Annotated in this window: 24 protein-coding genes and 4 pseudogenes; 15 read left to right on the top strand and 13 right to left on the bottom strand. The window is 67.7% G+C overall.

Translation table 11 applies throughout. The features are described 5' to 3' along the window. Positions 1–401: 401 nt before the first annotated feature. Positions 402–1061 (top strand): hypothetical protein, encoded by a 660-nt coding sequence (locus ACFCZ1_RS22270; protein ID WP_376680013.1) that lies wholly within the window; start codon positions 402–404, stop codon positions 1059–1061. A gap of 40 nt (positions 1062–1101) precedes the next feature. Then, complete coding sequence (locus tag ACFCZ1_RS22275) at positions 1102–1383, top strand: hypothetical protein (RefSeq protein WP_376680014.1); 282 nt, start codon at positions 1102–1104, stop codon at positions 1381–1383. 211 nt (positions 1384–1594) lie between these two features. Here the strand turns inward: ACFCZ1_RS22275 and ACFCZ1_RS22280 are convergent, their stop codons facing one another. Beyond that, positions 1595–2314 (bottom strand): hypothetical protein, encoded by a 720-nt coding sequence (locus ACFCZ1_RS22280; RefSeq protein ID WP_376680015.1) that lies wholly within the window; start codon positions 2312–2314, stop codon positions 1595–1597. Positions 2315–2404: 90 nt separating this feature from the next. Here ACFCZ1_RS22280 and ACFCZ1_RS22285 point away from each other — a divergent pair, with 90 nt between their 5' ends. Together ACFCZ1_RS22285 and ACFCZ1_RS22290 are read left to right on the top strand one after the other, a co-directional pair. After that, positions 2405–2617 (top strand): hypothetical protein, encoded by a 213-nt coding sequence (locus tag ACFCZ1_RS22285; RefSeq protein ID WP_376680016.1) that lies wholly within the window; start codon positions 2405–2407, stop codon positions 2615–2617. A 928-nt stretch (positions 2618–3545) separates the two neighbouring features. Beyond that, complete coding sequence (locus ACFCZ1_RS22290) at positions 3546–3764, top strand: hypothetical protein (protein ID WP_376680017.1); 219 nt, start codon at positions 3546–3548, stop codon at positions 3762–3764. 461 nt (positions 3765–4225) lie between these two features. On the opposite strand, the gene ACFCZ1_RS22295 is transcribed toward ACFCZ1_RS22290, so the two are convergent. Both ACFCZ1_RS22295 and ACFCZ1_RS22300 read right to left on the bottom strand, forming a co-directional pair. Continuing rightward, a complete protein-coding gene (locus ACFCZ1_RS22295) occupies positions 4226–4825 on the bottom strand; it encodes a hypothetical protein (RefSeq protein WP_376680018.1) in 600 nt (199 codons plus the stop codon). Positions 4826–5409: 584 nt separating this feature from the next. Beyond that, a complete protein-coding gene (locus ACFCZ1_RS22300) occupies positions 5410–5901 on the bottom strand; it encodes a DUF5958 family protein (protein ID WP_376680019.1) in 492 nt (163 codons plus the stop codon). Between the two features lie 709 nt (positions 5902–6610). On the opposite strand from ACFCZ1_RS22300, the gene ACFCZ1_RS22305 reads away from it, so the two are divergent. From ACFCZ1_RS22305 to ACFCZ1_RS22330, 6 genes and pseudogenes are all read left to right on the top strand, one after another. Beyond that, positions 6611–6856: a hypothetical protein gene (locus ACFCZ1_RS22305; protein ID WP_376680020.1), complete on the top strand. Its 246-nt coding sequence runs from the start codon at positions 6611–6613 to the stop codon at positions 6854–6856. Positions 6857–8215: 1359 nt separating this feature from the next. Next, a pseudogene (locus ACFCZ1_RS22310) lies at positions 8216–8388 on the top strand (IS5/IS1182 family transposase); the annotation flags it as partial. A 273-nt stretch (positions 8389–8661) separates the two neighbouring features. Next, complete coding sequence (locus ACFCZ1_RS22315) at positions 8662–8919, top strand: hypothetical protein (RefSeq protein ID WP_376680021.1); 258 nt, start codon at positions 8662–8664, stop codon at positions 8917–8919. Between the two features lie 208 nt (positions 8920–9127). Next, complete coding sequence (locus ACFCZ1_RS22320) at positions 9128–10354, top strand: serpin family protein (RefSeq protein ID WP_376680022.1); 1227 nt, start codon at positions 9128–9130, stop codon at positions 10352–10354. Between the two features lie 514 nt (positions 10355–10868). Beyond that, on the top strand, positions 10869–11558 hold the full coding sequence (locus ACFCZ1_RS22325; RefSeq protein WP_376680023.1) for an SMI1/KNR4 family protein: 690 nt from the start codon (positions 10869–10871) through the stop codon (positions 11556–11558). Positions 11559–11975: 417 nt separating this feature from the next. Next, a pseudogene (locus ACFCZ1_RS22330) lies at positions 11976–12489 on the top strand (transposase); the annotation flags it as partial. Positions 12490–12656: 167 nt separating this feature from the next. On the opposite strand, the gene ACFCZ1_RS22335 reads toward ACFCZ1_RS22330, so the two are convergent. Further along, positions 12657–13361, bottom strand: a complete 705-nt coding sequence (locus tag ACFCZ1_RS22335) for a hypothetical protein (protein WP_376680024.1) — start codon at positions 13359–13361, stop codon at positions 12657–12659. 258 nt (positions 13362–13619) lie between these two features. Between ACFCZ1_RS22335 and ACFCZ1_RS22340 the strand changes: the two genes are divergently transcribed. After that, entirely contained in the window at positions 13620–14555 is a 936-nt protein-coding gene (locus ACFCZ1_RS22340) for a hypothetical protein (RefSeq protein WP_376680025.1), read from the top strand. A gap of 823 nt (positions 14556–15378) precedes the next feature. Further along, positions 15379–15525 carry a hypothetical protein gene (locus ACFCZ1_RS22345; protein WP_376680026.1) on the top strand — a complete coding sequence of 49 codons (147 nt, stop codon included), beginning with the start codon at positions 15379–15381 and terminating at the stop codon, positions 15523–15525. Positions 15526–15600: 75 nt separating this feature from the next. Here ACFCZ1_RS22345 and ACFCZ1_RS22350 read toward each other — a convergent pair whose 3' ends face one another. From ACFCZ1_RS22350 to ACFCZ1_RS22365, 4 genes are all read right to left on the bottom strand, one after another. Next, positions 15601–16146, bottom strand: coding sequence for a hypothetical protein (locus tag ACFCZ1_RS22350; RefSeq protein ID WP_376680027.1), 546 nt, complete (start codon positions 16144–16146; stop codon positions 15601–15603). Positions 16147–16406: 260 nt separating this feature from the next. After that, on the bottom strand, positions 16407–17222 hold the full coding sequence (locus tag ACFCZ1_RS22355) for an ExeA family protein (protein ID WP_376680028.1): 816 nt from the start codon (positions 17220–17222) through the stop codon (positions 16407–16409). Further along, the gene (locus ACFCZ1_RS22360) at positions 17219–18523 is read right to left on the bottom strand and encodes a DDE-type integrase/transposase/recombinase (protein WP_376680029.1); all 1305 of its coding nucleotides are present in this window, start codon (positions 18521–18523) and stop codon (positions 17219–17221) included. Before ACFCZ1_RS22360 ends, ACFCZ1_RS22355 begins: the two co-directional genes overlap by 4 nt. 154 nt (positions 18524–18677) lie before the next feature. Further along, complete coding sequence (locus tag ACFCZ1_RS22365; RefSeq protein ID WP_376680030.1) at positions 18678–19268, bottom strand: DUF6431 domain-containing protein; 591 nt, start codon at positions 19266–19268, stop codon at positions 18678–18680. Between the two features lie 477 nt (positions 19269–19745). Here ACFCZ1_RS22365 and ACFCZ1_RS22370 point away from each other — a divergent pair, with 477 nt between their 5' ends. Beyond that, entirely contained in the window at positions 19746–20096 is a 351-nt protein-coding gene (locus ACFCZ1_RS22370) for a hypothetical protein (protein ID WP_376680031.1), read from the top strand. A gap of 255 nt (positions 20097–20351) precedes the next feature. On the opposite strand, the gene ACFCZ1_RS22375 is transcribed toward ACFCZ1_RS22370, so the two are convergent. From ACFCZ1_RS22375 to ACFCZ1_RS22395, 5 genes and pseudogenes are all read right to left on the bottom strand, one after another. Continuing rightward, the gene (locus ACFCZ1_RS22375) at positions 20352–20609 is read right to left on the bottom strand and encodes a DUF6221 family protein (RefSeq protein WP_376680032.1); all 258 of its coding nucleotides are present in this window, start codon (positions 20607–20609) and stop codon (positions 20352–20354) included. A gap of 485 nt (positions 20610–21094) precedes the next feature. Continuing rightward, positions 21095–21220 (bottom strand): annotated as a pseudogene (locus ACFCZ1_RS22380) (IS5/IS1182 family transposase); the annotation flags it as partial. A gap of 179 nt (positions 21221–21399) precedes the next feature. Beyond that, positions 21400–21786, bottom strand: coding sequence for a transposase (locus ACFCZ1_RS22385; RefSeq protein WP_376680033.1), 387 nt, complete (start codon positions 21784–21786; stop codon positions 21400–21402). A 25-nt stretch (positions 21787–21811) separates the two neighbouring features. Beyond that, positions 21812–22516, bottom strand: coding sequence for an ISL3 family transposase (locus ACFCZ1_RS22390; RefSeq protein ID WP_376680038.1), 705 nt, complete (start codon positions 22514–22516; stop codon positions 21812–21814). Positions 22517–22627: 111 nt separating this feature from the next. Continuing rightward, positions 22628–23158, bottom strand: a complete 531-nt coding sequence (locus ACFCZ1_RS22395; protein WP_376680034.1) for a hypothetical protein — start codon at positions 23156–23158, stop codon at positions 22628–22630. Between the two features lie 12 nt (positions 23159–23170). On the opposite strand from ACFCZ1_RS22395, the pseudogene ACFCZ1_RS22400 reads away from it, so the two are divergent. Both ACFCZ1_RS22400 and ACFCZ1_RS22405 read left to right on the top strand, forming a co-directional pair. After that, positions 23171–23598 (top strand): annotated as a pseudogene (locus ACFCZ1_RS22400) (transposase); the annotation flags it as partial. Between the two features lie 95 nt (positions 23599–23693). Further along, on the top strand, positions 23694–24371 hold the full coding sequence (locus ACFCZ1_RS22405) for a hypothetical protein (protein WP_376680035.1): 678 nt from the start codon (positions 23694–23696) through the stop codon (positions 24369–24371). Positions 24372–24506: the final 135 nt, after the last annotated feature.

The raw sequence follows: 24506 nt of genomic DNA on the forward strand, positions 1-24506 counted from the left end.
TACGCCTGCGGTGATCCCGGGACGGGCGGGACGCCACCTGGGATCCGGGTCGGGTGAGCGGGGTTTCGGCAGCACGCAGCGTCACTGCTCCACAGAGGTTGAGCCAGAGCCCGAGAACGGGCGGCAGATGTTCACCACTTCGGGAGGTATCAGGGCTCGCCGAGGATTCGAACTGTGATGTTCGGCGTCGTGGCTGTACTTCGGCCCCACAGCGAATCGAAAACACGTTGGCCGGTCTGCCACGGAGCTGCGACGATGCCCCCTGTTTCCCGAGCTGAGGACGTTTGTTCGTTTTCGTGTGTGTGCGGTGTGGCGCTGAGCTGACCGCCCCGTTGTCCCAGGTCGCCCTGCCGGCCCACGCTCGTCAGAAGTACGGGAACGGGCTTCAGCTCCCGGTGCTCATGGAATCGGGGACGTTCGCCGTGGAACTGGAGTCCTGGGGGCCGCCGTGGCGAAGGTGGGAGGAGATCGATCCGGACGAGGCGGCTGCCCGCGGCATCTACGCGCCGGTCCACGCCCTGTCCGAAGGCGCGGCCGGCGCGGTCGTCATCGCACCGGGAGACACCCGTGGCACTGTGCTGATCCCGGAGAAGCGCGGCGGCGCCTGCTGCGGCTTCGACGGGGGTGACGGCCCCAACACGGCCTGCCATGCATGCGGTCTTCTCGTGGCGAGCAGGATCGACGACTGCTCGCTCTGGCAGGCCGTGTGGCTCGCGCCGAACGCCGTGCGCCGCCTTCCCGTCGAAGGCGCCGACGCCGGGCTGTTGTCCTGGGCGGACCTGCTCGCGGAGGGGGCGGGCGTGCCCCCGTCCGAGCCGATCGCCCGGTGGGGAGCGCCGTTCGGGGCGAGCGACCAGTGGCACTGGAGCCCACAGTGGGTGGCGGCAGCCGGGCAGGCGCTCTCCCACCTCCTGGTGGCCTCGGAAGGCCGGGCGGTGGCGGTTCAGGACGGCCTGACCGCAAAGTTGTTCCAACGCGCCCTCGACACCCTGCTGCCGGCTGGGCGGCCCGACGCGGCGTGCCGTCCTGGCCGGACCGGGACAGCCGGCCCGCAACGCTGACGCGGACATCCTCCTCGTGCCGCCCCACCCGCAGACCGGGATGGCATGGACCCCGGCCGCTCCGGCGTACTCGGTCCCGTTGCCGTTCGGGGTGTGGCTCCGACTGGTCTTCCCCGAGCCGCAACTGCCCGTCCCCGCATCGGGTCCCATACCCGACGGCGTCCTTCGCGACGACCCGCCCACGCCGAGTGTCCAGGACGTGTTCCGGATCGACTGGGAAGTCTTCCAGCGAACCCTGGCCCGGCTGCCAGCCGTCCGCACCCCGTGGCTACGCGAGATCACTGACAACCTCACGCAGCACATGCGCACCGGCCTCCTCTAGCGGACTGACAGGGTGCCAGTACCGATCGAACAGCCCCGGACAACGGTGCCTCCCGAAGTGGTGAACATCTGCTGTCCGTTCTCAACACATGACCAAAGCCACCCGCATGACGTTCACCCCACACGTTTTCCGCAGGCTCTTCGCAACCGACATGCCACGCGCGCGCTGCCGGACCTTATGTCTAGGCCTGAGGTCGCCGGCCCGTGGCACGTCAGTGCAGCTGGATCACCACGCATGTGGGTCCGCGCTCCGCGCGCGTCTCGCAAACGTCCGACCCGTTGGCTGCCACGGCGTTGATAGCGATGCCCCACGCCCTCGCCGGAATGGTGACCGGTGTGTCGACCCGGTGCTCGATCACGCCCCGGTCATTGGGCCGGAGATTGCTGCGGAAGAACTCCACTGACGGCTTCAGAGGTTCTCCTTCCACATCCACGGCATACGCGTAAACTTCGATGCTGGCCCACGTATCGACGCCGTCGGCATGCACACCGAACCTCAGCCTCGGATCGGATCGGGGCCCCGTGAGACTGACATCGATGATGGACGGCCGCCCGTTCCCGCCCGCCGCCTTGGCGGCACCGACCACCGCCACGCTCAGCGCGACCATGTAGAAGATCACTCCGAGGATGAGCACGCCGGTCTCCCACAAGTTGCCCCGCCGCGTGGGACGCATCAGCAACGCCACGATGCTGCAGACAATCGCCAGGATGGCGCAGAGCGACGCCACGTAGATGGGCCACGACTCGTTGTTGAGCGCGACGAATACGACGTCGCTGGTGAGCCCGAGAGCGGTCATGACGCCCGCTACGGTGACCAGGGCCCCGGCGAGGATCTTGGCGACATCGTCCAGGCGCTTCCCGAGTCTGGCCTGGACCTCTTCAGGCAGCGGGGCGTGTTCCTGCCCATCACCCGGCCTTCTCAGCCCGCTCATGGAACAGACGCTAGTCGTGGACGCGATCTCAGGCGCCAGGGCGTACGCCAAACGCAGCAACGCCTCCGCCGACTGTGGTCAGGTTCGCGGATGACCGGCCGGTTCCGCTGGCCGGAGAAGGGGCATTCCGCGGAGCTCGTCGTCTACGACCTGGGGCCGGAACGACGCGATGTCGTGCCCGCCCTGCGGGGCCTCCCGCTGCCGCGCCGGGCCGCCGACGACGCCCTGCTCGGTTTCACCCACCCCGCCTGCCTGGACAGGCCGAGGCCATCAGCACCGGCCGACCGTACGTCCTGCGCGTGACCCTGGACTGACACCGGTCCGGCTCCGCCCGCGGGATTGTCACTGGTGGCTGAGGGCTGGCATCAGTCAGCAGGCTCCGCGCTGTCGCGGCGGCCGCTCTACAGCGTGACGGAGGTCCGGCGATGGCCATGGTGCGTTCCCGGGCGAGATGGGTCCTCGACGGGCAGGAGAATGCCTCGGCCGTGCACTACGATCGCACCTCTGCCGAGCGCTGGCAGCGGGAACTCGCGCAGTCCTGAGCCACGGCTGTAGAGGTCTTCGAGACCACCCAGGACCGGTAGACGACACCGTGTGCTGAGCGCACCCCCACAGGGTGCGGTCCGCTTCCACGTGTCGATGACCTGCACCCCGGGGGACCAAAGGTCGAGGGGACCTGGGAAGCCGAGGCGTCCGCGGTGAACCGGTCCCGCGGCCCGCCAGACGGACCTGCTGCGCCCCGCCTCTGTGAAGCCATCCCGGACGCAACACCCGCTCAGCAGCGACCGCAGCTGCAGCGACGGGCCGAGCAATCGCGACTGTCCCGCGCATCGCCTGCGGCGACAGGTGTTCAGGTCAGCGACAGCCTGGCCGACTGTTTCGCTGTCGGCGCGTGCGGAGGGAGGATTGGCGGCGCTTTGACACAGGCGGACGGTGGCGGCGAGCGATGCGGGGCTTGGCGGTGCCGCTGATTCCGGCGGGTGAGGCGGTTGGCGACCCATGCCAGGCGTTCCTGAGCATCCGGCCGTCGCATTTCTGAGTACCCGCACTCATCCCCCAGCGTCGCCAGCCTTCCAGACTTGGTGCGTCACCAAAGGTCAGCGCCAGGGAGTCCGACATGTCCGCAGTATCCGCACGCCAGAGGACGGCTGTGCCGAACCGCACCCTTGTGGTGGCCGCAGCGGTCCTTTGGGCCGTCACCGGGTCGGCAGTGGGGTTGATCCTTTTCGTCGTGGCCGCGATCAGCCTGTTGGGCGTGGCGACGGGTGGGGACATGACCGAACTGATGCTCTGGCCGGTGTACATCGTCGGTGGCGCGGGCACGGTCTTGACCCTGCTCTACTTCGCCCCTGGCACCCGGCGACTGTCGCGCGAGGCCCGCTTCACTCTGCTGGGCGCCCTGGCCTGCCCCGCGCCCCTGGCCTTGGTCATCTACGTCATGACCCGCTGAGCGTGCCCCGTCGGTGGAGCCGGGGGTATGGCGATGCCAACGCGGAAGGAATCGGGACGACATTCGGCGTCGGCGCTTCCCCCTGTCGTCCGGCATCCCCCGCAGGTGTCCCGCCACACGCGCCGTCGTAGAGTTGCTCTGCGGCTTCCCGCTCACTCGGCACGTTGAGCTTGTACAGGTGGTCGACCAGGTAGCTGCTGAACAGGTTCCACACGGCCGGCATGTCCAGCTGGCTCAACGGTGCTCCCCACTTCGCCGCGTCCCGGTTTTCCTCAGTGTGCAGTCTGACCGGTCCCCGTTATGCGGGGTGGCTGTGGGGTGTGCCCCTGGCTGAGTCGGACGATCTTGGAGCACTCGGCGCGAGATCTGAAGAGGCCAGCGACTGACCGGACGGTCGGAGACCAGGGGTGTCGAAGACGATTCCGGGCCGGCCCGCCAGCCGGCCGGGCTGGGTTTGTAGGCTACTTGATGCATTCCTTCAGAGGTTCGGCCGCTGCAACCCTGGCTCGGAGTCTGGCGTCGGCCTTGTTGTCGATTATTTCCGCACCGGTCCGCGCCTTCAATTCCTCCTGGATGATCTTGGATCGGACTAGCGGTTTGGTGCTGTCGCGTTCCCACCATGCGCCGGAGGAGTCACGGAACCAGACAGTTTCCACCTCGATCCTGGTATCCGCCGTCCACGAGTCTGCGAGGGAAGCCACCAGGACATCGGGTGTGAGGGTGACCTTTGCACACGGAGGAAGCGTCTGGAATACGATCAAGAACACCCTGGCGTTCTCGTCGGACTTCGGATTGCTCGGACCGGGTAGCGCGTGTCCGATCACCGCGATGTCGGTGACCGGGTCCCAGGACCGGTTGGAGATGACGCCGCTGCTCCCGCCGTTTGTCAGTCGCTCCGACCACGTGGACACCAACTCCGCCTGCTTGCGCTCCTTTGTCTCGTCGTCTTCCCGGGACTGTTCCAGTTGGTCCACTGCTACTTCAGTGGCGTAGTAGGTACTCACAGCGGTGAAGAACAACCCGCCGGCGGCTACCAGCACGGTGACCAGTGTGGCGGTCACGGTCCAATTGACCCGCTGCCACCACCGCGGTGCGGGCGCTTGGTCGGGCTCAGCGTGCGGCGGGGCCAACTCTCTTGGCCGAACCCGCTGAGGGCGAGGCCGTCGGCGGGCAAGTCTGAGCCGTGCCTGACGGTGCGCGATACCTGCCAATGAAGAACCCCCTGAGCTCAGCGAAGTTTGCTGCAGCCGACGCTCTCCATGATGGTGAAGTAGAGAGGTGGTGCCGCCGGTGCTTTGCCTTGGCTATACCGTCTTGTGCCGGCTCCAAGACGACACTCAGGATGAGCGCGCCGTCGAGGAACCAGAGCGGGGGGCTTGTATCAGGCCGTCGCCGTCACTGGCGCCCGCTGCTGCGCCGCCCCGCGTCGGCACCGAGCACCCGTGAGCAGTCTGCGGTTTGCCTGGGCGCGGGGCAGCCGTGGCGTCCTGGACGTGATCTTGGTCCGTCGGAACTGGCGGCGGAGATCAGCGCTGGCACGTCCGTTGACCGTGGTGATCTCTTCCGCCACCCGCTGCATTTCAAACGGCTGCGCCTTGATGGGGACGTGGCGGGGGTTCGGGGCGGCTCCGGCAGCGGCTGGAGGTTAAGCGTGATCCGAGGGGGTCTCCAGGAAGAGTCGGGGCCAGGGCTCGCCGTCTGCCGCTGCCAGGAGGCCAGGGCAAGGGCCGCACCACCCCATACAGGCCAAGCGGGCTGCTACGGAAGACCGGTACTCCGTAGGCGAACGACGGTTCGACCGGTGTGGTGGCAGCCGGTGACGGTGCTGGGAGTAGCCGCTGTTACGGCTTCTCGGCTGCCGTGCGCAGGTTGTGACTGAGGGGTTGGCAGTGGGTTTCACCCCGGACTGCGCTACCCCTGCGCGGCCGTCCGCGGCCGTGATGTGTGCCTGCATCGCGTATTTGGCGACCTCGTTCAGCACGTTCTGTCGGCGCGCCTGGGAGAGTCCGGAGAACCAGGCGGCCCCGTCGTCCAAGGTGCGGAGTTCCTGGGCGATTTCGTTGACGACCTGCTCGGTCTCGCGCCTGAAGGAGGGGCCGTCTGACAAGCTCGCTTCGGTCACATCTTGATCATTCATGTTGCCGGTTTGGGGCGCGGGCGGTCTGGTACGACGCGGCAGCTTGTTTCGTAGTGGCTGTCATGGGTTTACCCATGTGCGGGGTGCCGGGCCCGAAGCGTGCTGACGGGTATGGGCGCAGAGTCTCGTGACGGGCGATGTGTGAGGGGCAGTGGTTGGCGACAGTGTCTGGCAGTCGATGTCGTGAGTGTTCTGGCTGGCCGCGGGTTTTGTGATGTCGCTCTACTGCTGACGATTGCTGTCGTTTCCCCCGTTGACGGTTTGTTGTCGTGGGCGTGGGCGTGGGCGTGGGCGTGGGCGTGGTCGGGGTTGGCGAGAGGGACTGTCCTGTCTGGGATGTCGGCGGTCAGTGAATCTGAGCAGTCGTCACGCTCCTGGTCTGAGGTCGTGCAGGTTGGTTGAGCGTTGCGTAGTCCCGCAGTGGTGCGTGGTCCGAATCCAAGTTTCATCCGGTGGGTGAGAGTGAAGCAGGCACAGACATGGGCCCGCGTCACCTGATGCTTGTGCTTGGCGCTGCCGTGCCGGGCGGTGTCGGGTACGGTCGTCCAGCTTGTCCTGGATGTCGGCGCTTCTTCTGGTGGTGTCTGCCCTGCGGGTGACCTCCTGGCATTGGAGTGAAACGTCGTTTCTCGTCTCCTTCTGTGACGTTTAACGGGACGGCGTGCACCTTTCCTGACACGTCATCCGGATTACTCTCCTAGGAGTAGGCATGCGTATGCGCTCTGTCCTGACCGCCTCTGTCCTGGCCGCGGGCATTCTGCTGGGCGGTGGCGGCGCCGCTCTGGCCAACGACGGAGTCGACATCGAGAGCTTCGCCGGTGGTCACGCTGGCTTCTCTTCGACCTGTTCGTCGGCTGCCGCCATCCCGGCCGCGTTCGGTCCCGTCTACACCTCGACCTGTTCGAAGGACAGCGAGAAGAAGTGGGCGAAGGCCGCCCACCTCGGCGCCAACTGACCCACAGACACTGCGCGGGGCAAGGCCGCATGCCCGCCTTGCCCCGCCCGGCCAGGACCGCGGGGCGGGGTCTTTCGGACTTGCCCGTGTGTGTACGGTCGCAAGCCCCGCACGGTCCAGGGGGGTGAATCGGAGCATCGGGTTTGATGTGGCCGGTTGTCAGAGGGCGTGCCTAGGATCCTTGTTTGGCGGGGTCGGTTCCGAAGCTTCCAGCACTGGAGACTCAACGGCAGTCCTCCCGGTCTGCGCGGGGGTGGTTACGGCCCAACCGGCGTCCGGGGCATCAGGGCCTCTCAGCGGCTTGCCAGCCCGACCCCGCCCTCAGTGTTGCCGACGGCCCACGGAGCGGGTGGGTCTGGAGGCGGAGCCGGAAGAGCCCAGGGCGGGGAGAGCGGAGCGGACCCGCCCAACGGGCCGCAGGCCCAAACCTTGTGAAGCGAAGTCACTCAGGGCTGCGGAGCGGACCGTTCGGGTGGAGCGCAGCGGAACCGAACCCGTCCGGAGCGAAGCGCAGGACCCGGGACCGAAGGGCCGGCCCCGGCCGGGCGAAGCCGGGCCCCGTCGAGCGAAGCGAGGCGGTTCGTTGGCACAGCGCGCAGCGCTGTGGGACCCGCACTGGCCACCTACTTGGCCCGTCTGGCCAAGTAGGTGGCCAGCCCTGGCGTTGGGTCAGTGGAACCAGACGACGAGACGTACGTTCTCCGCGCCGTGGACTTTGCTGAGTGTGCGCATGACGCTCCAGACCCGACCCCAGTCGCTTTCGGACCCCGCGGCCGAGGTGCGACCTCGCGTGCCAGAGGCGTCTGTCTCCTGCCAGTTAGTGGCGGCCAGCTCAGCCCCCCCGTGCACGTAGCGGGGGCCGCCGTAGGCGTCGAACGAGGCCGACCACCAGGCCCTCCTCGGGCTCGCCGAGGACTGCCCCACGACCACCGTCGTCTACGAGCCAGCCCCCTGACCGCCGCCCAAGCCGCTGTCGACGTGCGCAAAGAGTGTGACCCGCCGACGAAGGCGCTGCTGACGCACCGGACGGTTCTCGCGCAAGCCCTCCACATGCTGACCCAGCGATTGATCGCCGATGGAGACATCGACCAGGCGCGTCTTGCCGCGCTTGATGTGATCCAGGCATACCGGCGGATCACTGCCAAATCGGGTGCCGACGTGGACGCAGTCGCCAACAACTTGTTGATCTTTTCTTCTGTGCTGGCCACCGCCGGGCTGGCTGGCGAGGCCACATCGGCACGCGAGGCCGCTGTGGCGAGCGCGTCGGAATTGATGCGCGGTTTACGAAAGGGGCGGTGTCACCGAGCGGCTCTTCGACATGCGGCGGGCCAGCCAGGGCGCACGTCTCTGGAAGGTGGGCCGGGGCGGCCCGTCGGCCACAACTCGATCTCTACAAGGAACGCAACACCGTCGAGCGCCTGATCAACAAGCTGAAGGCCTGGCGAGGCATCACCACCCGGTACGACAAGACCCCGGGCAGCTGCCTCGCCGGCCTTCACCTCCGCGGCGCGATGATCGCGATCAAGACCTGACCAAGACCATCCCTTGATTACGACCAAATACGCGCACTAATTCTTGGTCGTGCTGGACGCGGGCTACGACGCTCCCCGCATCGCCCACCTCCTGAGTACCGCACACCACAAGAAGGGGATGAAGCCCCGGCGGACGATCGATGATGGCCGTGATCACGGCACGGAATAGGCTGCTTGGGTTGCAGTCACAGCTGGATCTACAGGGGGCTACTCATGGAGCACAGCTCTGAGCGGGAGAGCGGCGAAGGCTCGGCTTCTCGGTACACCCGGGACATGCAGGCAGAACGCCACTCTGTGCGCGAGGCACTGCGCTCAGATCTGCCCGCCGCCCACCTGGGCTTGGGCGTGACCGTCATCGTCTTGATCGTGGTCGCCAGTTTCTCCGGCCCTCAATGGACCTTGATCGTTGCTGGCGCCTTCACAGCCTGGTTCCTTCTTGCGCTGGCAGTGATTCACATCGGCAGCGGCCGTGGCTGGGACGCCGTCCGACGGGCCTACATCGCCACGTTCGGCTGGGGCAACTGGATCTGAACATTCTTCACTGCCCGCCCATCCACCGAAGCCGGACGATAAACGACAAGATCACGTGCGCGGAGAGCTGGCCCGTCCCGGGACGCCGACACGACCGACGGCGAGCCGGTCACCGCCTTCGAGGAGGGTCTGCGCGGCTGCTGAGCCAGTGCCTCTGGGCAAGGGGAAACCATCCGGCCCAGAGGCGCGCACCACGTACGCTCCCGGCATGAAGAACTCGACGGTAGGAGTGGTCAACCGGCTTGCGGCGCGCTGGGCCGCCGTCGCCTGCGGTGGGGACCGGGGTACGGTCCTCACCGCGGCCGGAGTCTGGCCTCTGCTCGCTTTCCTCGCGGACGGAGCGGCGGGCACGGCCCGCGCGGAACTGGCGGAGGCGCTCGGCATACCCGCCGAGGAAGCGTCGGGGGCCGCGCGGGAACTGCTGGGCGCGCTGGCCGGCGTACGGGGCCTGCGGGCGGCGACAGGCCTGTGGTCCAGGGCCGACCTCCCCCTGGATCCGGCCTGGCTGGCCAGGCTCCCCGAGGGCGCCCGGGGAACGCTGACCGGAAACCCAGACGCCGACCACAAGACGCTGGACGCGTGGGCCGTCGAGCGGACGGACGGCCTCATCGGCCGCATGCCAGTCAAGCTTCCGCAGGGCCCGGACGAGATCAGGCTGGTACTGGCATCCGCGCTCACGCTGCGGCTGAAGTGGATCCAGCCGTTCCAGGAATTCCCCCACCAGGCAGACGAGGGGCCGTGGGCCGGCCGGGATCTGGTCATGCTGCACCGCACCACATCGCTGCTGGACCGGGTCAAGGTGGCGCACGGACCCGCCGGTCCGGTCACGCTGCTGGAGGTGGTCGGGGACACCGGGGTCGACGTTCACCTCGTCCTGGGCGAGCCCGGCGTCCCACCGGGAGTGGTCCTGTCGACCGGGATCCAGGCCGCCACCAGGGCCCGTCCCTCCACAGGCGCGAGCCTGCTCCCCGTTGGGGACCCGGGCCCGGGCCTGACCATCCGCACAGTGCCCTCCGAGTCGCCCCGGCCATGGCTCAGCGTCTCGACACCTGCCTTCGAGGTGCGGGCGGAGCACAACCTCCTGGACCAAGCACAGCTGTTCGGCCTGGAAGCAGCCTCGGACACCGGGGCCGGCCACTTCCCCGGGATCAGCTCCGCCCCTCTGGCCGTCGGCTCGGCGCGGCAGACGGCGCTCGCGCGCTTCCACGCACGGGGGTTCGAGGCCGCTGCGGTAACCGCTTTCGCCATGGCGGCGGGGGCCGGCCAACCCCGATGCCGTTACCGCGTCCGCCACGCGGCCGTGCGCTTCCACCGTCCCTTCGGCTTCCTGGCCGTACACCGAACCTCCCGCCTCGTCCTCGCCGTCGGCTGGGTCACGGAGCCGACCCCGTACGAGGAACCGGACCGGGAACACGAAGAGAAGTACGGGGAGTAGGCGGCACCGTCCGGGAGGCAGCGGCCGTCTCAATGAACGTGCGTACGCGGCTCGTGCCGTCACGGCGTCTCAGCCCGTGCCGTGTAAAGCCCGGCCGTCGCCGCTTCGGGGACCGGGAGCTCCCGACCGGGCCGCAAGGACCCCGGGACGTCTCCGATGTACGCCGGACTCTCACCCCGCTACTGACCCTGTCCGACAGCCCCGGGCATGCCGACAACTACCAGATGACCGGTGTCGTCCGGCACGCACGAGTCGTCCTGGACGCCTCCGCGCCGGGTAGCGAGTGACAGGTCCGAAGGAGCGGCCCTGTCCGCCTCTTCGGACCTCAAGGGCCGCAGGGGTCCTGCTCGGCCATGAGGCGGTCTCAGCCACGCCCGACGGCGCATAGGTGCGGCTGCGGATCAAGCGGTCCCGCGAGGGTATCGACCCGCGGCTGAGCCTCGTAGTTGGTATGCCCGCGTATGGTGGGTATCCGGCCGCTTCCGCTGTCACTGGCACCGCGTACGGTCTGCGCATGGTTGATCAGCAGTGGAACGGTGTGCGCCAGCGTGTGGCCACGTTGGGTACCCAGCCGTCGAGCGGCGAGGTGTTCGGCTCGCTCGGGCACAGGTGGGCCCTGGAAGACCCGCTATCCGATGACGCGCTTGCCGAACTCGAAGCGCAGATCGGTGTGCGGTTGCCGAATGACTACCGGAATTTCCTCACCTGCGTGGGCGTCGGCGGCGCGGGTCCCGCTTACGGCCTCTTCCCCGTGCGCCGTGTGCAAGGCCGCTGGCGCTGGGAAGGAGACGGAGCCGACTTGGCCGACCTGACCATGCTCGCCCGGCCCTTTCCTGACCACGGCCCGGACCCCGAATCTCTCGACGCACTTCTCGCCGAACGGCCTGAAGAAGAGGACTTCGACGAGATCGAGGACTTCGACGACGCCATCGAAGCGTGGGACGAACGCTGGGACGCCCTGATGTTCGCCCCCGAGCGCACCACCGGCGCCATCGTGATCTCCCACCTCGGCTGCGCTCAGAGGGAGTGGCTGATCATCAGCGGCACCCACCGCGGCACCATCTGGTCCGACTGCCGGGCTGACGACGCCGACCTCGTCCCACTCCTATATGACGGCGGAAAGCCGGTCACCTTCGCCCGCTGGTACATCGACTGGCTGGAACGGGCGGAACGCACCGCACACCAGCCACCTACGAACGCCTGATGATGCGGATCTCTGGTTTCGGCCAGGGCTGCTCGTCGCCTGACTCGCTCCAGCGTTCAACCGAGGGGGAACTTCCATAACTGTTGGGAGATCAGTCCAGTGGTGGCCAGGGACCGTTCCTCGCCTTCGTCGGCATAGCCGTAGCCCTCATCTGCTCCGCCGACCACCAAATGAAACGCTGTCTTAGAGATCGTTTTCATCTTGGGTGTCAATTTCTGGGGTGGTTTGCTCCTCTCGTCTGGGTGTTGCTGGTGGGGCTGTGGTGGTGGTTCTGCGTGGTGAGGCCGATGGTGTGACGGATGGGACGGAGGCCTGCTTGTGCCTGTCTCATTCCAGGACGCCCTGGTCTGTCCCGTGCTTCGACAGGGGAGGTTGCACGCCTGGGCGCACGCCCCCGGACGGCGGTATGTCCAGTTCGTGACGGAACGACGTGCGTATCCCAGTGACCTGTCCGATGCGCGCTGGGAGTTGATCGAGCCGGTGCTGTCCGCGTGGCGTTTCGAGCGTCGCGGTCGAGCCTTGGATTTTGGCCGGCCTCCACGGCATGACCTGCGCGAGATCATGAACGCGATCGGACGGCGTCTTCGCCCAGCTCAACGGCCTGCTCAGAGAGCTGGTGCGCCAGCGGGAAGGGAAGAGCCCCGAGCCGACGGCCTGCGTGATCGACGCGCAGAGCGTCAAGACCTCCACCTCCGTGCCCGCCAAGAGCCAGGGCATCGATGCGGGAGAAGAGATCGTGGGCCGCAAATGCAGCATCATCACCGACACCCTCGGCCTGCTCCTGGCGGTGCTGGTCACCGCAGCCGGCGTCCAGGACTCCACTGCCGGCCGAACCCTCCTGGACCAGGCCGCCGCCGACCATCCCGACCCGCGGAAGGTCTGGGTCGACGGCGGCTACCGCCAACACCTCGTCGAGTACGCCGCCACCCTCAGCAACTGCTTGGGTGCTGGGCATTGGCGGGGTGCTGGGGGGAATGTGTGAGGGGTGTGTCAGGTGCGCTTCTCCGAGGTGGTGCGGAACTGCAGGGCGATCTCGGCGGCCTCGGAGAGACTCTTCTGGTCCGCCAGCACCACCTGGCCGGATGTGCCGGAGTCGGTTCATGCGCACACGATCGGCCGTCCGGCGGACGGCAGGAAGCCGCAGCTCAACCGGCCGCCCCAGGGACCTGCTTCGAAGGCGGCGACCTCCGTCGCCCGCGCCCCGGCGAAGAAGTTGCGCAGCTCATGCGTCATGGTGTCCGAGCGCTTCTCGTCGGCCAGTCGCGCGTCCCACTCGACGGCGTTGATCTGGAGGATGGCGCCCACGGGCCCCTCACCGGGACCGTCGTAGAACCAGCGCTTGCCTGAGGGCCTCTTCCCGGCGGCCCGCTGCTCGTATTCGGCGGCTTCCGCGCCGGTGAGCAGCCGGTACGCTCCGACCTGCACGGCGGCGTCGATGACGCGCTTGGGCTCCGGGGGCTTCGCCGTATCGGCGGGTGCCTGGGCAGCGGGCTCCTGGGCAGCGGGCTCCTGGGTGACGGGGGCCGCTGCGGCGGCGGGCGGCTCCCCACCGGGGGAGGTGAATGCCCGCACCAGCCCCGCGGCGGCAACGGCCAGCAGTATGCCGCGGACGATGTTGCCCCGGCGCACGGACAGCGCGCCGGCTCGCTCGGCGTCGGCCGCATTGGTCGGCGCGGGACCGCGGCGCCAGGTCCGGGTGGCGAACCAGATGACGGCCATGGCTACGGCGGCCGCGAGGAGCGCCCCCAGCGACTGGCCATCGGCGTAGCTCTGCGAGGTGGTGTCGACGGACAACGTGATCATGCCGGAATCGTAGACCGGCCCGCACGTGTGTTCGCATCGGAGGGTGGTGACGATCGCGTATCGACGGACCGGGTCCCGGTGGGCTTGCCCGCTCCTGCCCCCGCTCCTGCCCCCGCTCCGGATGACGCCCGTGTCCCCGCGCCCGCCGCCGCTCCGGGCACCGCGCCCGCTGCTGCGCCTGCGGCGGCGCCGGTGCGGGAGGCCGTGGATCCGTGGGCGCCGCTCGCGAGTACGGACGCGAAGCGTTCCTGTGGGCCGTTGACCGAGGGCCTGGCCGTCCCGCGCGACCTCGACCTCGGTGACCGGGCCAGTGCCCTGGAGCAGTTGAAGGTCCCCCCGGCCGCGCACTCCCAGATGGCGTCGATGGTCAAGGACGTCCTGCCCGAGCAAAAGGCGGGTCTCCTGATCGGATCCCGCCAGGGGCCGCTGCTGGCCGCCCGCATGCAGAAGATGGGCGAGAGCGACGGCGCCAAGGCCGTCGGCGAGCACCTCGTCCGCCTCGGGACCGACACCTCCTGGAAGGAGAACTCCGGCTCCGCCCTGGTCGGGCGTCTCGTGGACGCGACCCTGCACTCCCTGACGGCGCCGCCCTCCGCACCGCCCGCGCCCGCGTCCCGGGTGCGGGTCTGCCGGCGCCGCGCACTACTTGTAGTCGTGCTGGCGGGGGACACGGCACGTTTGGTCCAGCGGGTGCGTAGGGTTGGTGTCGTGACGGAAACCGAGGCTACGGGCTACGACTGCCTTTCGTCTCGTCTGGTTTCGGAGAGCGAGTTGCGGGCGTTCCTGCTGGACTGTTTCGAGAGCGCCGAGTGTCAGTTGTTCGTCGGCCATGAGGACCGAGTCTCCGAGGAGTTGCGGGACGTCCTGCAGGACGTGGTGTTCTCCGTGTTCTGTACATACCGGGAGACATCCGGTCACTTCTCCATGGCGCTTGGTGTCAGCATTGAGGGTTGGTTGGCTGACCGAGTCGGTCGCCGGGAGTTCGCCGAACGGTTCGCGGCCCACTTCGATGCGTACGTGCTGTACGGCGACACCGAGCCACCGGGACTGTGGACGGTGATCTTGGCGGATGGCAATCGCCTTCGTGGGGCGATGGATGAGGGAGACAACCGGTACATGCTCTACGCGGCTACAGCACCAGTGCCGGGTCTACCCGACATCCGCGTGGACGAGGGTCTGTGGCAGCTGAGGTAAGCGGTTGCTGTTCGGCGGTGGTTCTTCAGTGCCTCGGTGTTTCGTTTTCAGTGGATGCTGAGTCCTGTGACCTGGTGATTTGCTGCGGGACGGTGGTCTTGCCGAAGACGTGATGCCGGTTTACTGCTGAAGAGCGATGCCGAAGTGAGGGTGTGGTTGGCGCCGAGCCTGTAGGCACGGGGGATCCATCGAGGGCGGTTGTCTGCACAGTCGGCAGCCGTCACTGATCGTGGAGTGCCCGGCCCGGAACCCTTCCTCGTACCGCGCTCAGCTGCCTGGCGTGCGGTCACCTGCTGGATGCGCGGGACCTGGCGCTCGTGCAGCAGCGCACGACGGCGTGGGCGCGCGCCTCGACGAGCTGCGGGACCGGATCGACGGCGGCGGCAGCCTCATGGCCAACACCCATCTCGCCGGCGCCATCGGCCATATCCGCGGATTCCGGCCGTGAGCCGCGCCGCTGACGGTCCGCACCCGCACCGCTCACCCCGCCGAACTCCGGGCCGGGGACGACTGGTGGAACGGCTGCCAGAAGTGCACCACCCCGGTCCAAGGAGGTGTAGCCTGCCTCGCCGCGCACCGCCGCACCGCCGCACCGCCGCACCGCCGCACCGCCGCACCGCCGCACCGCCGCACCGTCCACGACCCCGGCCGCGGCTGCGGCTGCGGCTGCGGAGCGAGCTCTACCTCTACTACGCGCACTGGTACCACAACTCGGGCGGCAAGGCCGTCATCAAGGCAGACAGCCACGCATCCCGGTCCAGCACCTTCAGCTGTGACAGCGAGTTCCAGACGATCAAGTGGGGCGAGAACGTCGGGAAGTGAAGTGGTCGACATCATCTCCATCTTCGACTCGACGAGCTGGAGGGGAGTGGCACTCGGCCCCAACAACACCTCCCTCGACTACTACGGGCGTGCCGAAGGCGTCGGGGAAGGACACCCGCCGCAGCTCAAGGTCACGTACGTGAAGTGAATCGGGGTTGATCGCCAACAGCGGCCGGGAGCCACGGGCCCACGCCCCCGGCCTGCCGCGTGTTCGCGACCGGAACTACTTCTTGTTCGTCGTTTTGTTCGCCAGGTCTTCCTGGAAGGGCTTCTCGCACGAGGGCCCGGTGTCGACGGCGATGAAGCTGTCCTCATCCGTCCCATCCGCCCTGCCCTGGGGGCGGTGCCACACGATGAGGCGCCAGCCGCTCTTGTCCAGAGTTTGGGTGACCGACTGCCGGTCGTCGGATCTCCCGCCCTCCTTCCAGCCCCCGTTGACCAGCGCGGCGACCGTGGTGTCGTAGGACTTCCTCGAGTCGGCGGCTTTCGCGCCGTCCGCATGCCACCTGACCGTGCAGGACTTGAGGCCCGGCGGGACGTTGTCCGCGGGCTGCCTCGCGGTGAACCCGGCCGCCGTGGCGGCGGCCTCTATCTCCTTCCTCACCGCCTCGACGTCCAGGCTGCTGCCCGAACCCGCCTTCGCCGGGGCGGCGCCGCTGGCTGATGGTGCGTCACCGCCATGCTCCTGAGCCGAATCGCCTTTACTGCCGCACCCCGCGATCAACAGCACCGCACCGGCTGCCGCGGCCGCCCACCTCACCTTGCGCATGACGACGCATCCCCCTTCACGTCCGCGGACCCGTGCCCGCGATCAAGGCAGCAGTCTGCCACCGACGCACGCCGGCGCGAACTGCGTTCGCTCACCGCCCGGATGGCGGCGCGGCCGCGGCCCGTCAGGGCTGGGGGGTGTTGGGCGACGCTGAAGATGAGCATGAGGGCGACGTGCTGGTTGTCGACGGGGAGAGGTGAAACGACCCCGGCGGCCGTTAGGCCGCCGGGGTCGTCGTGAACACGGTGTCGGCTTCGTGCTCACTCTGTCGCGTGGGTCTCGGTGATGGCTGTGCGGGTGGAGGACTCGTCGACGATGCCTTTCTCCTCGGTGAATGCGGCGATGAGGGACTGCCAGGCGATGTTGTTGACCGAGCGGGGCAGGCCGCGGCTGGTGAGGTGGATGAGTTCGACGGCGTCGTCGGAGAACAGGGTGTCCTGTCGTCCGGCGATGGTGAGGTGGTGCTTGATGTAGCTGGCGGTCTCCTCTTTCGTCATGGTGGGCATCTGGTAGCTGATCGAGATCCGCTGGTCGAGGGCCGCCAGGACGCCGTGTTTCATGCGTTTGCGCAGGGTGGGCTGGCCGATCAGCAACACCGCGAACGGCGTCGTGGAGTCCATGTCGTAGTTGGTGAGCATGCGGATCGCGTCCAGCTCCTGGTGGTCGAGCAGGTGCGATTCGTCGATCACGACGGCCGGCGTCCTTCCCCGTTCGTCGACCTCGGCGGCCAGCGCGGCGGACGCCTGGGTAGCGAGAGCGGCCAGGTGGAACTTGGGGGTCCCGCCGAGGCTGGTGACGATGCGGTCGTAGAGGCCGCGCATGCCGACCTCGGGGTTGGGCTGGTAGATGACCGTGAACCGGGCCGGGTCGAGTGAGGCGACGGCACCTTTGAGGGCGACGGTTTTGCCGGATCCGACTTCGCCGGTGACCACGCCGATCGCCCGGTTGTTGATGCACCACGCGATGCGGGCTGCGGCTTCCCGGTGGGAGTGGTGCTGGTGGAGCATGGAAGGGGCCAGGTTTCGGCCGAAGGGGACCCGGGTGAACCCGAAGTACCCCTGAACGCGGTCGATCATCGCGGTCCCCGCCCGTCGTCCATCAGGGACGAGTAGTTGATGCCCTTCGCGGTGTTCGCCGTGTGCTTCTCGTCGAGGATCTTCAGGTAGTCGATTCCAGTCGGCGGGGCCGACTCCGGCGGTGTCTCCGGCCTCGCCTTCGGATGAGTGTGGCGGCCCACCCGGTGCGGGACTGCTTTGCCCGCGCTCTTGCCCGAGGCCCTCACCTCGATCTCGGTCAGGTCGAACGGGTCGAAGACCAGCTCGACCTTCATCCCGACCAGCATCGGGTCGACCTCGTAGCTGTTGCCGTGCAGGCTGACCGTCGCGGTCTTCGTCACGGTCCGGAACTCCGACCACAGAAACGCCTCCCTAAGATCAGCGGGGCTGGGCAGCGGCAGCGGCCGGGGAATCGAACCCAGCCACCGTTCGATCGGAGGCTGCCCCGTCTCCGAGTGCACCGTGCGGTGATAGACCGTCTCCACCCACGCGGTGAAAAGCCTGTTCAGCTCGGTGAGATGCTCAATTTCACCGACCCTCCTGTCGTCGAGTTCGACGAGGAACTGATCGCGGACGGTGCGGAAGAACCGTTCGATTTTCCCCCTGCCCTGAGGCCGTCCTGGCTTGGAGTGCGTGAGGCGGACGGCCAGGGACGCGCATGCTCGCAAGAGCCACGTGTCGACGAAGGCACTCCCGTTGTCAACGTAGATCGACTCCGGGACCCCGCGGGCAGACAGCGCCGGTCGCAGGGCGGCGGCCAGGCGGACGGTGTCCTCGGCGAACCCGAACCGGTGGCCCACGATCGCCCGGCTGTGATCGTCGATGAAAGCGAACAGGTACGTCTTGCGCCCGCCGATCCTCGGTCCGTGGAGAGCGTCCCCGGTCCACAACTCGTTGCCCCGGGTGGCCTCGAACCGGCCGAACACGCTCTTCTCGCCTCCGGCGCCGGTCAGGCCGGCGTCAGCGAAGTGACGCTGCAGCGTCCGGTCGGTCGGCGACCAACCCTGCGTGGTCCGCAGGATCCGCTGGATCTGCGCGGCCGTGCGGGCAGGGTTCTCCTTCTTCAGCGCGGCTGCGAGGTCCAGCACCTCCACCGGCGTCCGAGGCGTGACCTGCCGCTGGGCCGGCACCAGCGCGGCAAACCCGCCTGCGCGATAGTGGCGGACCCAGCGGTCCAGCGTGCCGCGGGCGACCCGAACCTGCCGGCCGAACGGGTCAGTGTGCTCTTTCGCGGCCAGTTCCCGGGCGAGTTTCCCGCGCTGGCGCGTCGTGAGCTTCGTGTCGATCAGGTCCTGGATCAGGCCGTAGCGGAACAGGCCCACCTGCCGGGCCCGCTCCGCCCGGCGACGGTCCTCGTCCTCACTCGGTGACATAGGCAACCCACCTCACGTCTCAAACAATGCCCGCCGCTTCGCCGGCGGACACGATCAAGACTTCCGGCACCCTCCGATCCCGCCCAGGGGCGGCCCGTGTTGATCAAATAGCGGAAGAAGGCGAGGTCAGCAGCCTGCCGCCTATCGCCCTCCCGGCGAACTCCCACCGCGACACCGTGAGCATCCCCGGCCACTTCGTCGCAGCCGCCCGATGGGCGGCCGCGACCACCGAGACCGCGTCGGCGAGCGCCGACGCCGCCGCATCCGGCATCACCGGGTCATCAGCGAGTGCGACCAGAGCGACGGTGAAGTGGCGGCGCACGTCCTCTGCCCGTCCGGCGAAGGCCCGCAGCCAGCCGCGGACCGTGCCCTCGGCCAAGCCCAGGTGGGCGGCGACTCGGCGGTGTCCCATGCCCGACGCGGCTATCTCCAGCCCGGCGCCGATCACCGCGGCGGCGTCCGCCCGCCGCGGCCAGAGTGCCTCCGCCAGCAGCACGTGGGTGACCTTGCAGCCCGAGCACCGCGTACGGCGCGGCCGCAGAAACAGCCGGGCTCCCAGATCACCCCGGATCAACCGCGGCCGGCCATGACCCCACGGCGCCAGAACCGCCTCACACGCCGGACAAGTCAGCCGACCCTGCCGAAGCTGACGCTCCACCAACAGCCCGTCCGAGTCGACAACCAGCACCGACACCTCCGCCTGACCTGCAATGATCAGCCGGAATCTCTCCAAACGGGCGGGTGATCATGCCCGGATCACCTGGTCAGTCGCCAAGTCGCCGGGCATGACTGCGCCCCGACAGGGCTGATGGGGCCATGCCGGGGCACGAGATGTACAGGCCATACGGTCGAGTCCAGGCAGCGCTCAGCTCCGGCCTTCGCTGGTGGAATGTAGCCGCCTTGAGGAGCCGTGCCCGTCCAGCGCAACCACCCGAGCGTGGAGTTGACGGGGTGCGCCCGTTCGGGTCGCGACTGTTCGCGTGGCAGGCGCTCTTCCCCTGGCCTAGCCTGAGGGAAGGGAGTCAAAGGAATGAGCTCCAAACATCACCGGCTTTCATCAACAAATTTCGGCACGGCTCGGGGACGGGACATCCGCGCGCAGAGCTCGGATTGATCATGACGCTGCAGCCGACTTTCCCCTGTCGGCCGGTGCAGCGGCAAGAGAGTTCCCATGAACGACATATCGGAAACTGTCAATCTTTCTGAACTGCCGACCACCGCCAAGGGATCGGAATCCGACTCCCAGGTCGGACCACGTGTCGTCGCCAGCTCCGTGGACCTCCTGGTGGGCAAGGCTACGTTCAACAAAAGAAAATGGCTCGACTTCAACGTCTCCCCGAGTAAAGACTCTTCGCTTATCGCCGTAACCGCCTTCGAAATTAAGAACGGTTTGCCGGTAAAGGGGACTGCAGAAATTCATCTCATGAACACCATCGCACAAAATGGCAAGATTTCCATATATGCGGAGGTGATCTGGCCCGATCCCCTTCTCATTGAATTCGATTTCATGATCTTCAACTAGGACTCGTCCGGCCGTGGGCGCCCCGCTCGGCGGTGGCGATCCAACCTCCGGCAGCGCAGGTAGGCGACTCCGCCACCTTCCCTGGACTGGGCGGCCAGCGCCACCAGGTCCACCGGGGCCCACCGGGCACGCTGCTGCGGCACCTCGACCGGCGCCAGGGCCTCGGCTCCGCCATAGACCCGGCCGAGGTAGTCCTCGACCGGCCGGTGCCACAGGCGGCCGGTCAGAGCGCCTTGGGCCTGGCTTCTTGAACGGCTATGGGCGCCATTCCTGGCGGTAGGCGGGGTGGCCGGCGTATGACTGAGCAAGGACTCGCAGTGCGTATGCCAGGCCGGCCGAGCGGGAGTCCGAGGGGTCCATGGCCTTGTAGTCGTGGGCCAGTTGCTCGGTCAGGTCGAGCATGGCGAGATGGCTGTCGAGATGAGCCTCGCCGCCCAGGGTGTCGGCCACGTAGGCATAGGCGTGGTTGTCGTCCATGATGCGTGCGACGAGGAACTTCACAAGATCGTCCATGTGGCCATCTTCGCGGGCAATGCGCCTCGACGGTCAAGCGGCTGCCCAGATGAGGACGGCGGGGAGATCGAGGGCGGCCTGGTAGGCGATGGCGCTTCGTGTTCACCGTGTCGTCGCACAGGAAGCGCCATCAGACTGCCCGTCGAGATCAACGTTCGTGTTCACCAGGAACGTCGCGAGCCTTCACGTACGTGCTCACGTTGAGAGTCGCCCAACAGGGGGCGGAAGCTCTATGTGGCCGAGGAGCTCGGCCAGGCCCCGGCGGGTGGCGGCCAGGACCAGGCGGTCCTGGGCCTTGAGGACGTACCCCGGGGGCTGCCACACCAGCCCGGCCCCGTGGCCGAACCCTCGCGCGGGACGGTGGCCAGGTCGGGGCGGCGTGCCGTGATTCAGCCCTGCCGGCGGTGACGGAGGAGCGGGCCGGCTCGCACGCGAGCCGCGCGGGTGCCTGGTGGCACGGGCCGCGAGGGTGTTGAGACGTCATCTCATTTGGCTATTCTGCGGTAGCAGATGAGGGTGCAGGCGATGCTGGTGAAGGCGAGGAAGCGTTCGGCCTTGCGTTCGTAGCGCCGGTGGAGGCGACGACAGCCCGCGGGCCAGGCCGTGGTGCGTGACCGGTGACCAGGTCGAGCTGGACGACATCGTCAAGGGCTACGACACCGGCGACGAGTACGTTCTGGTGGAGCCGAAGGAGCTGGACGACATCGAGCCCGGGCCGCTCCCGGTCGCTGGACAGCGCAGGGTTCGTCGACCTGGAGGAGGTGGACCCGATCTTCTTCGACACGACGTACTACCTGGTGTCGGTGTACTCCAGAAAGGACTCTGTCGCTGATCTTGTGATCGGCTGGTGGTCAGGTTCTGAGGAGGATCCGGCTCGCTTGATCAGCTTGACTCTGGTGACCTGGCCTTCGACTTGGCCTGAGCTCCAGGTTGAGGAGAGGCCGGCGACGACGGCGTCCTGGTCGTGGAGGAGTCCGCGGGTGAACTGCTGTAGCGATGGCAAGTCGCTGTCGTAGACCTGCTCGATCCAGTCGAAGACGTCTTGCCCGCGTCGGTCGTGCATGAGGGTGGCGAAGGCCCGGACGTGCTCGACGGCCGCATCGAGTTCGGGGCAGGCGGCCCGGACCGTCTTGAGGCCGAGGACTTCGTGCGGCCGGAGCCGGTCGGGGTGCGTCATCACCCAGCGAAGTGCCCGCCGTGGTTTAGGCAGGGCAGGTGTGGGAGGGGCGGTCTCGATGCCCTGCTTCAGCTGGCGGATCGGCCCTGGCTGCCTCGGCGTAGGCGGAGGCCCTGTCGCGGCGGATGATCTCGACCTCCGGATGGCCTTCGAGCCACCGGGCGACCGTCGCGGCCTCCCGGCCAGGCAGGACGTCGATGGGCCGGCGGGCCTCGAGGTCGACCAGCAGCGTCGCGTAGTTGTGCCCCTTGAGCAGGGCGAACTCGTCCACCCCCAGGACCCGCACGGCGCCGGGTTCCTCGAGGTCAGAGGTTCGAAGAAGCGGCAGCAGGGTGTCCTTCGCCACCGGCATCCCCATCCGTCGGGCCAGGCGGGCTCCCGCCCGGCCAGCCAGAGCCTCTGCAACCCGCGCCAGCAGCTTGCGAAGGACCGGAGTGTGTCGGGCGTGAGGGCTGGTCAGTCCCGGTATCTGTTCGGCGAAGGTCACTGCCGGGCAGCCGGAACTGAGGCATTTGAACCGGCGGACCACCAGCCGGATCACCACCGGGGTAGTACCTACGGCGGCGTCCGCCAGGCGCCGTTCGTACCGGCCGTGCACCCGCCACGACAGCGACTTGCACCGCGGGCATCTCACCGCGTCGGCGCGTGCCCGCGTACGAAACGTGACCAGCCCCGCGTCCCGCGAGATCGACTCCACCACCACACCCGACAGATGCGGAAACAACCGCACCAAACCCCCAGAACCACACACCCGGAGGCTGCCCAGCTCGACCGCCCAGCATCACAAGATCAGCGACAGAGCCGATGAACGTGCCCAGACAGCAGCACAAATCAGGATTGCTCAGGCAGCGTCGAAGCCGCTGCTCGCAAGGGCCTTTAGGTAGGGGTTCCGTCGTGTCACGCGTTGCCTCGAGAAGATCAGAGTGAGAGCGTCCCCCAGGGACTGCTCCACCAGGCTGTCGAACTCACCTGCCAGGCAGTGCCCTTCTGCGGGGCGGAAGTGCCAGCCCTCCCGCGTGGCGTATCGAGTGCGCAATCCGATGACTTCCTTGTCCCGCGTAAAGTGCCATTCGCCCTGTCGGTCGGACAGTTCGAACACTGCGAGCCTCCCTTCACGGAGCGTGACCCTTGCGGCTTGAAGCATCAGGACAAAGTCCAGAACGCAGACGGAGGTCGCGGCGTCGGAGAAGTCGCCATTGCCGATCCTGAGGCTGACGTCGACCTTGAAGTTGTCCCAAATGAAGGCAGACTGGGTGAGCTCCTCAACCACCGTGGGCTCGCGGAAGGCGTCGAGTGGGACCCACTCACGGCCCCATGACTCGTCTCTGGGGTTGGGAACGAAACCGAGTGAAGGCGTTGTGGTTGTGCTCACCGCTCCAGGATGCCGGACGAGGTGGACCGTGGCCGCCCTGGCTCCAAGCACCACCTGATCGTCTTCCGCCACGGCACCCCACTTGCCGTCTCCCCGACCGGAGGAAACCGGCACGACGTCACGCAGCTGATTCCCGTCCCGGATGCGATACCTCGAATCCGAGGCCGCCGCGGGCGCCCGCGGAACCGGCCCAAGCGACTCTTCGCCCACCGTGGGCACGACTACGACAAATGCCGCCGATTGCTGTGGAAACGCGGCAGCAAGCCCCTGATAGCTCGCTGCGGTGTCGTTCACGGCTCCGGAGTCGGACGCACCCGATGGGTCGTCGAGCGGACCTTCGCTACGAACACCGCACCGACCTCCATCAGAGCCTGCCCGAACTCGCCTGCAGCATCATCTGCCTCCGACGGCTCCGACAGGCAGTCAGAGCCCAGCAGTAAACTCCCGGCGCATGACCTTCCCTCCGCACGTCCTGCCTGCGTCCCTCCCCCCGGAGCCTCTCCTTGAGCCCGGGGCTGGGGAGGCGAACGACGACGTGTTGATCGAGAAGCTGCGGGCTCGCGCGTGGGATCCGGGTCTGCGCTTCGACACGGCGGACGTTCCCGCCACGTGGATTGCCGAGCGATATGGCAGCGAGCGGTTGGACCAGGGCCGAGACGACATCGTGTCGTACTGCAGCGACGGAACAGTCCAGCTCAAGGCGGGGGCCGAGGAGGTGGCCGCCTACTACGCCGACGCTTCCCGCGGACCGTTGTTCCCACCAATCACCCTGGATGAGGTCGAGGAGGCAGAACGCAGACTGCGGCGCCGACTGCCCGAGCTGCTCCGGCGCGTCTACACCGAGGTTGCCAACGGAGGGTTCGGCCCCGACAGCGGGCTCGCGTCCCTGACCGAAGGCAACCGCGCACCGGGGCACCTTAACGACTGGCCGTGCGCGGTCAACATCTACGAGCACAACCGGATGCGGGGCGTGCCGGCATCGTGGCTCCACCTCACATACGGCGGCTGCACGATGGCGTGGCACCTTTCGTTGACCGCGGTCGACAACCCGGTGCTGCTCTACGACGCTGACGGTTGGGAGCCCACCCGGGGCGAAGACCCGCACAACGGTCTGCGTCATGCAACCGCATCACTGCGACGATGGTTGTGGACCTGGGCTGACGGCGGCCACGTGTGGGACGAATTCCTCAACCATCTCTCTGACCATGAGTGACTTCATGCCCTACGCCCGTCTCATTCTGAAACGATCAGTTAAAGAGCGTTTTGTCCCAACAGGGGTGTTTGGCAGCCGTTTGGTTAGCGGAGTGAGCTGGGAGTGCTGAGGGCTGGGTCTATATCCGTGACGTGA

This window comes from Streptomyces sp. NPDC056224 (assembly GCF_042267665.1).
Classification (GTDB): domain Bacteria; phylum Actinomycetota; class Actinomycetes; order Streptomycetales; family Streptomycetaceae; genus Streptomyces.

Coding starts and splice junctions, on each gene's coding strand:
- ACFCZ1_RS22270 (WP_376680013.1), top strand. CDS start 402: ATGGAATCGGGGACGTTCGCCGTGGAACTGGAGTCCTGGGGGCCGCCG.
- ACFCZ1_RS22275 (WP_376680014.1), top strand. CDS start 1,102: ATGGCATGGACCCCGGCCGCTCCGGCGTACTCGGTCCCGTTGCCGTTC.
- ACFCZ1_RS22280 (WP_376680015.1), bottom strand. CDS start 2,314: ATGAGCGGGCTGAGAAGGCCGGGTGATGGGCAGGAACACGCCCCGCTG.
- ACFCZ1_RS22285 (WP_376680016.1), top strand. CDS start 2,405: ATGACCGGCCGGTTCCGCTGGCCGGAGAAGGGGCATTCCGCGGAGCTC.
- ACFCZ1_RS22300 (WP_376680019.1), bottom strand. CDS start 5,901: ATGAATGATCAAGATGTGACCGAAGCGAGCTTGTCAGACGGCCCCTCC.
- ACFCZ1_RS22305 (WP_376680020.1), top strand. CDS start 6,611: ATGCGTATGCGCTCTGTCCTGACCGCCTCTGTCCTGGCCGCGGGCATT.
- ACFCZ1_RS22315 (WP_376680021.1), top strand. CDS start 8,662: ATGCAGGCAGAACGCCACTCTGTGCGCGAGGCACTGCGCTCAGATCTG.
- ACFCZ1_RS22320 (WP_376680022.1), top strand. CDS start 9,128: ATGAAGAACTCGACGGTAGGAGTGGTCAACCGGCTTGCGGCGCGCTGG.
- ACFCZ1_RS22325 (WP_376680023.1), top strand. CDS start 10,869: ATGGTTGATCAGCAGTGGAACGGTGTGCGCCAGCGTGTGGCCACGTTG.
- ACFCZ1_RS22335 (WP_376680024.1), bottom strand. CDS start 13,361: ATGATCACGTTGTCCGTCGACACCACCTCGCAGAGCTACGCCGATGGC.
- ACFCZ1_RS22350 (WP_376680027.1), bottom strand. CDS start 16,146: ATGCGCAAGGTGAGGTGGGCGGCCGCGGCAGCCGGTGCGGTGCTGTTG.
- ACFCZ1_RS22355 (WP_376680028.1), bottom strand. CDS start 17,222: ATGATCGACCGCGTTCAGGGGTACTTCGGGTTCACCCGGGTCCCCTTC.
- ACFCZ1_RS22370 (WP_376680031.1), top strand. CDS start 19,746: ATGAACGACATATCGGAAACTGTCAATCTTTCTGAACTGCCGACCACC.
- ACFCZ1_RS22375 (WP_376680032.1), bottom strand. CDS start 20,609: ATGGACGATCTTGTGAAGTTCCTCGTCGCACGCATCATGGACGACAAC.
- ACFCZ1_RS22385 (WP_376680033.1), bottom strand. CDS start 21,786: ATGACGCACCCCGACCGGCTCCGGCCGCACGAAGTCCTCGGCCTCAAG.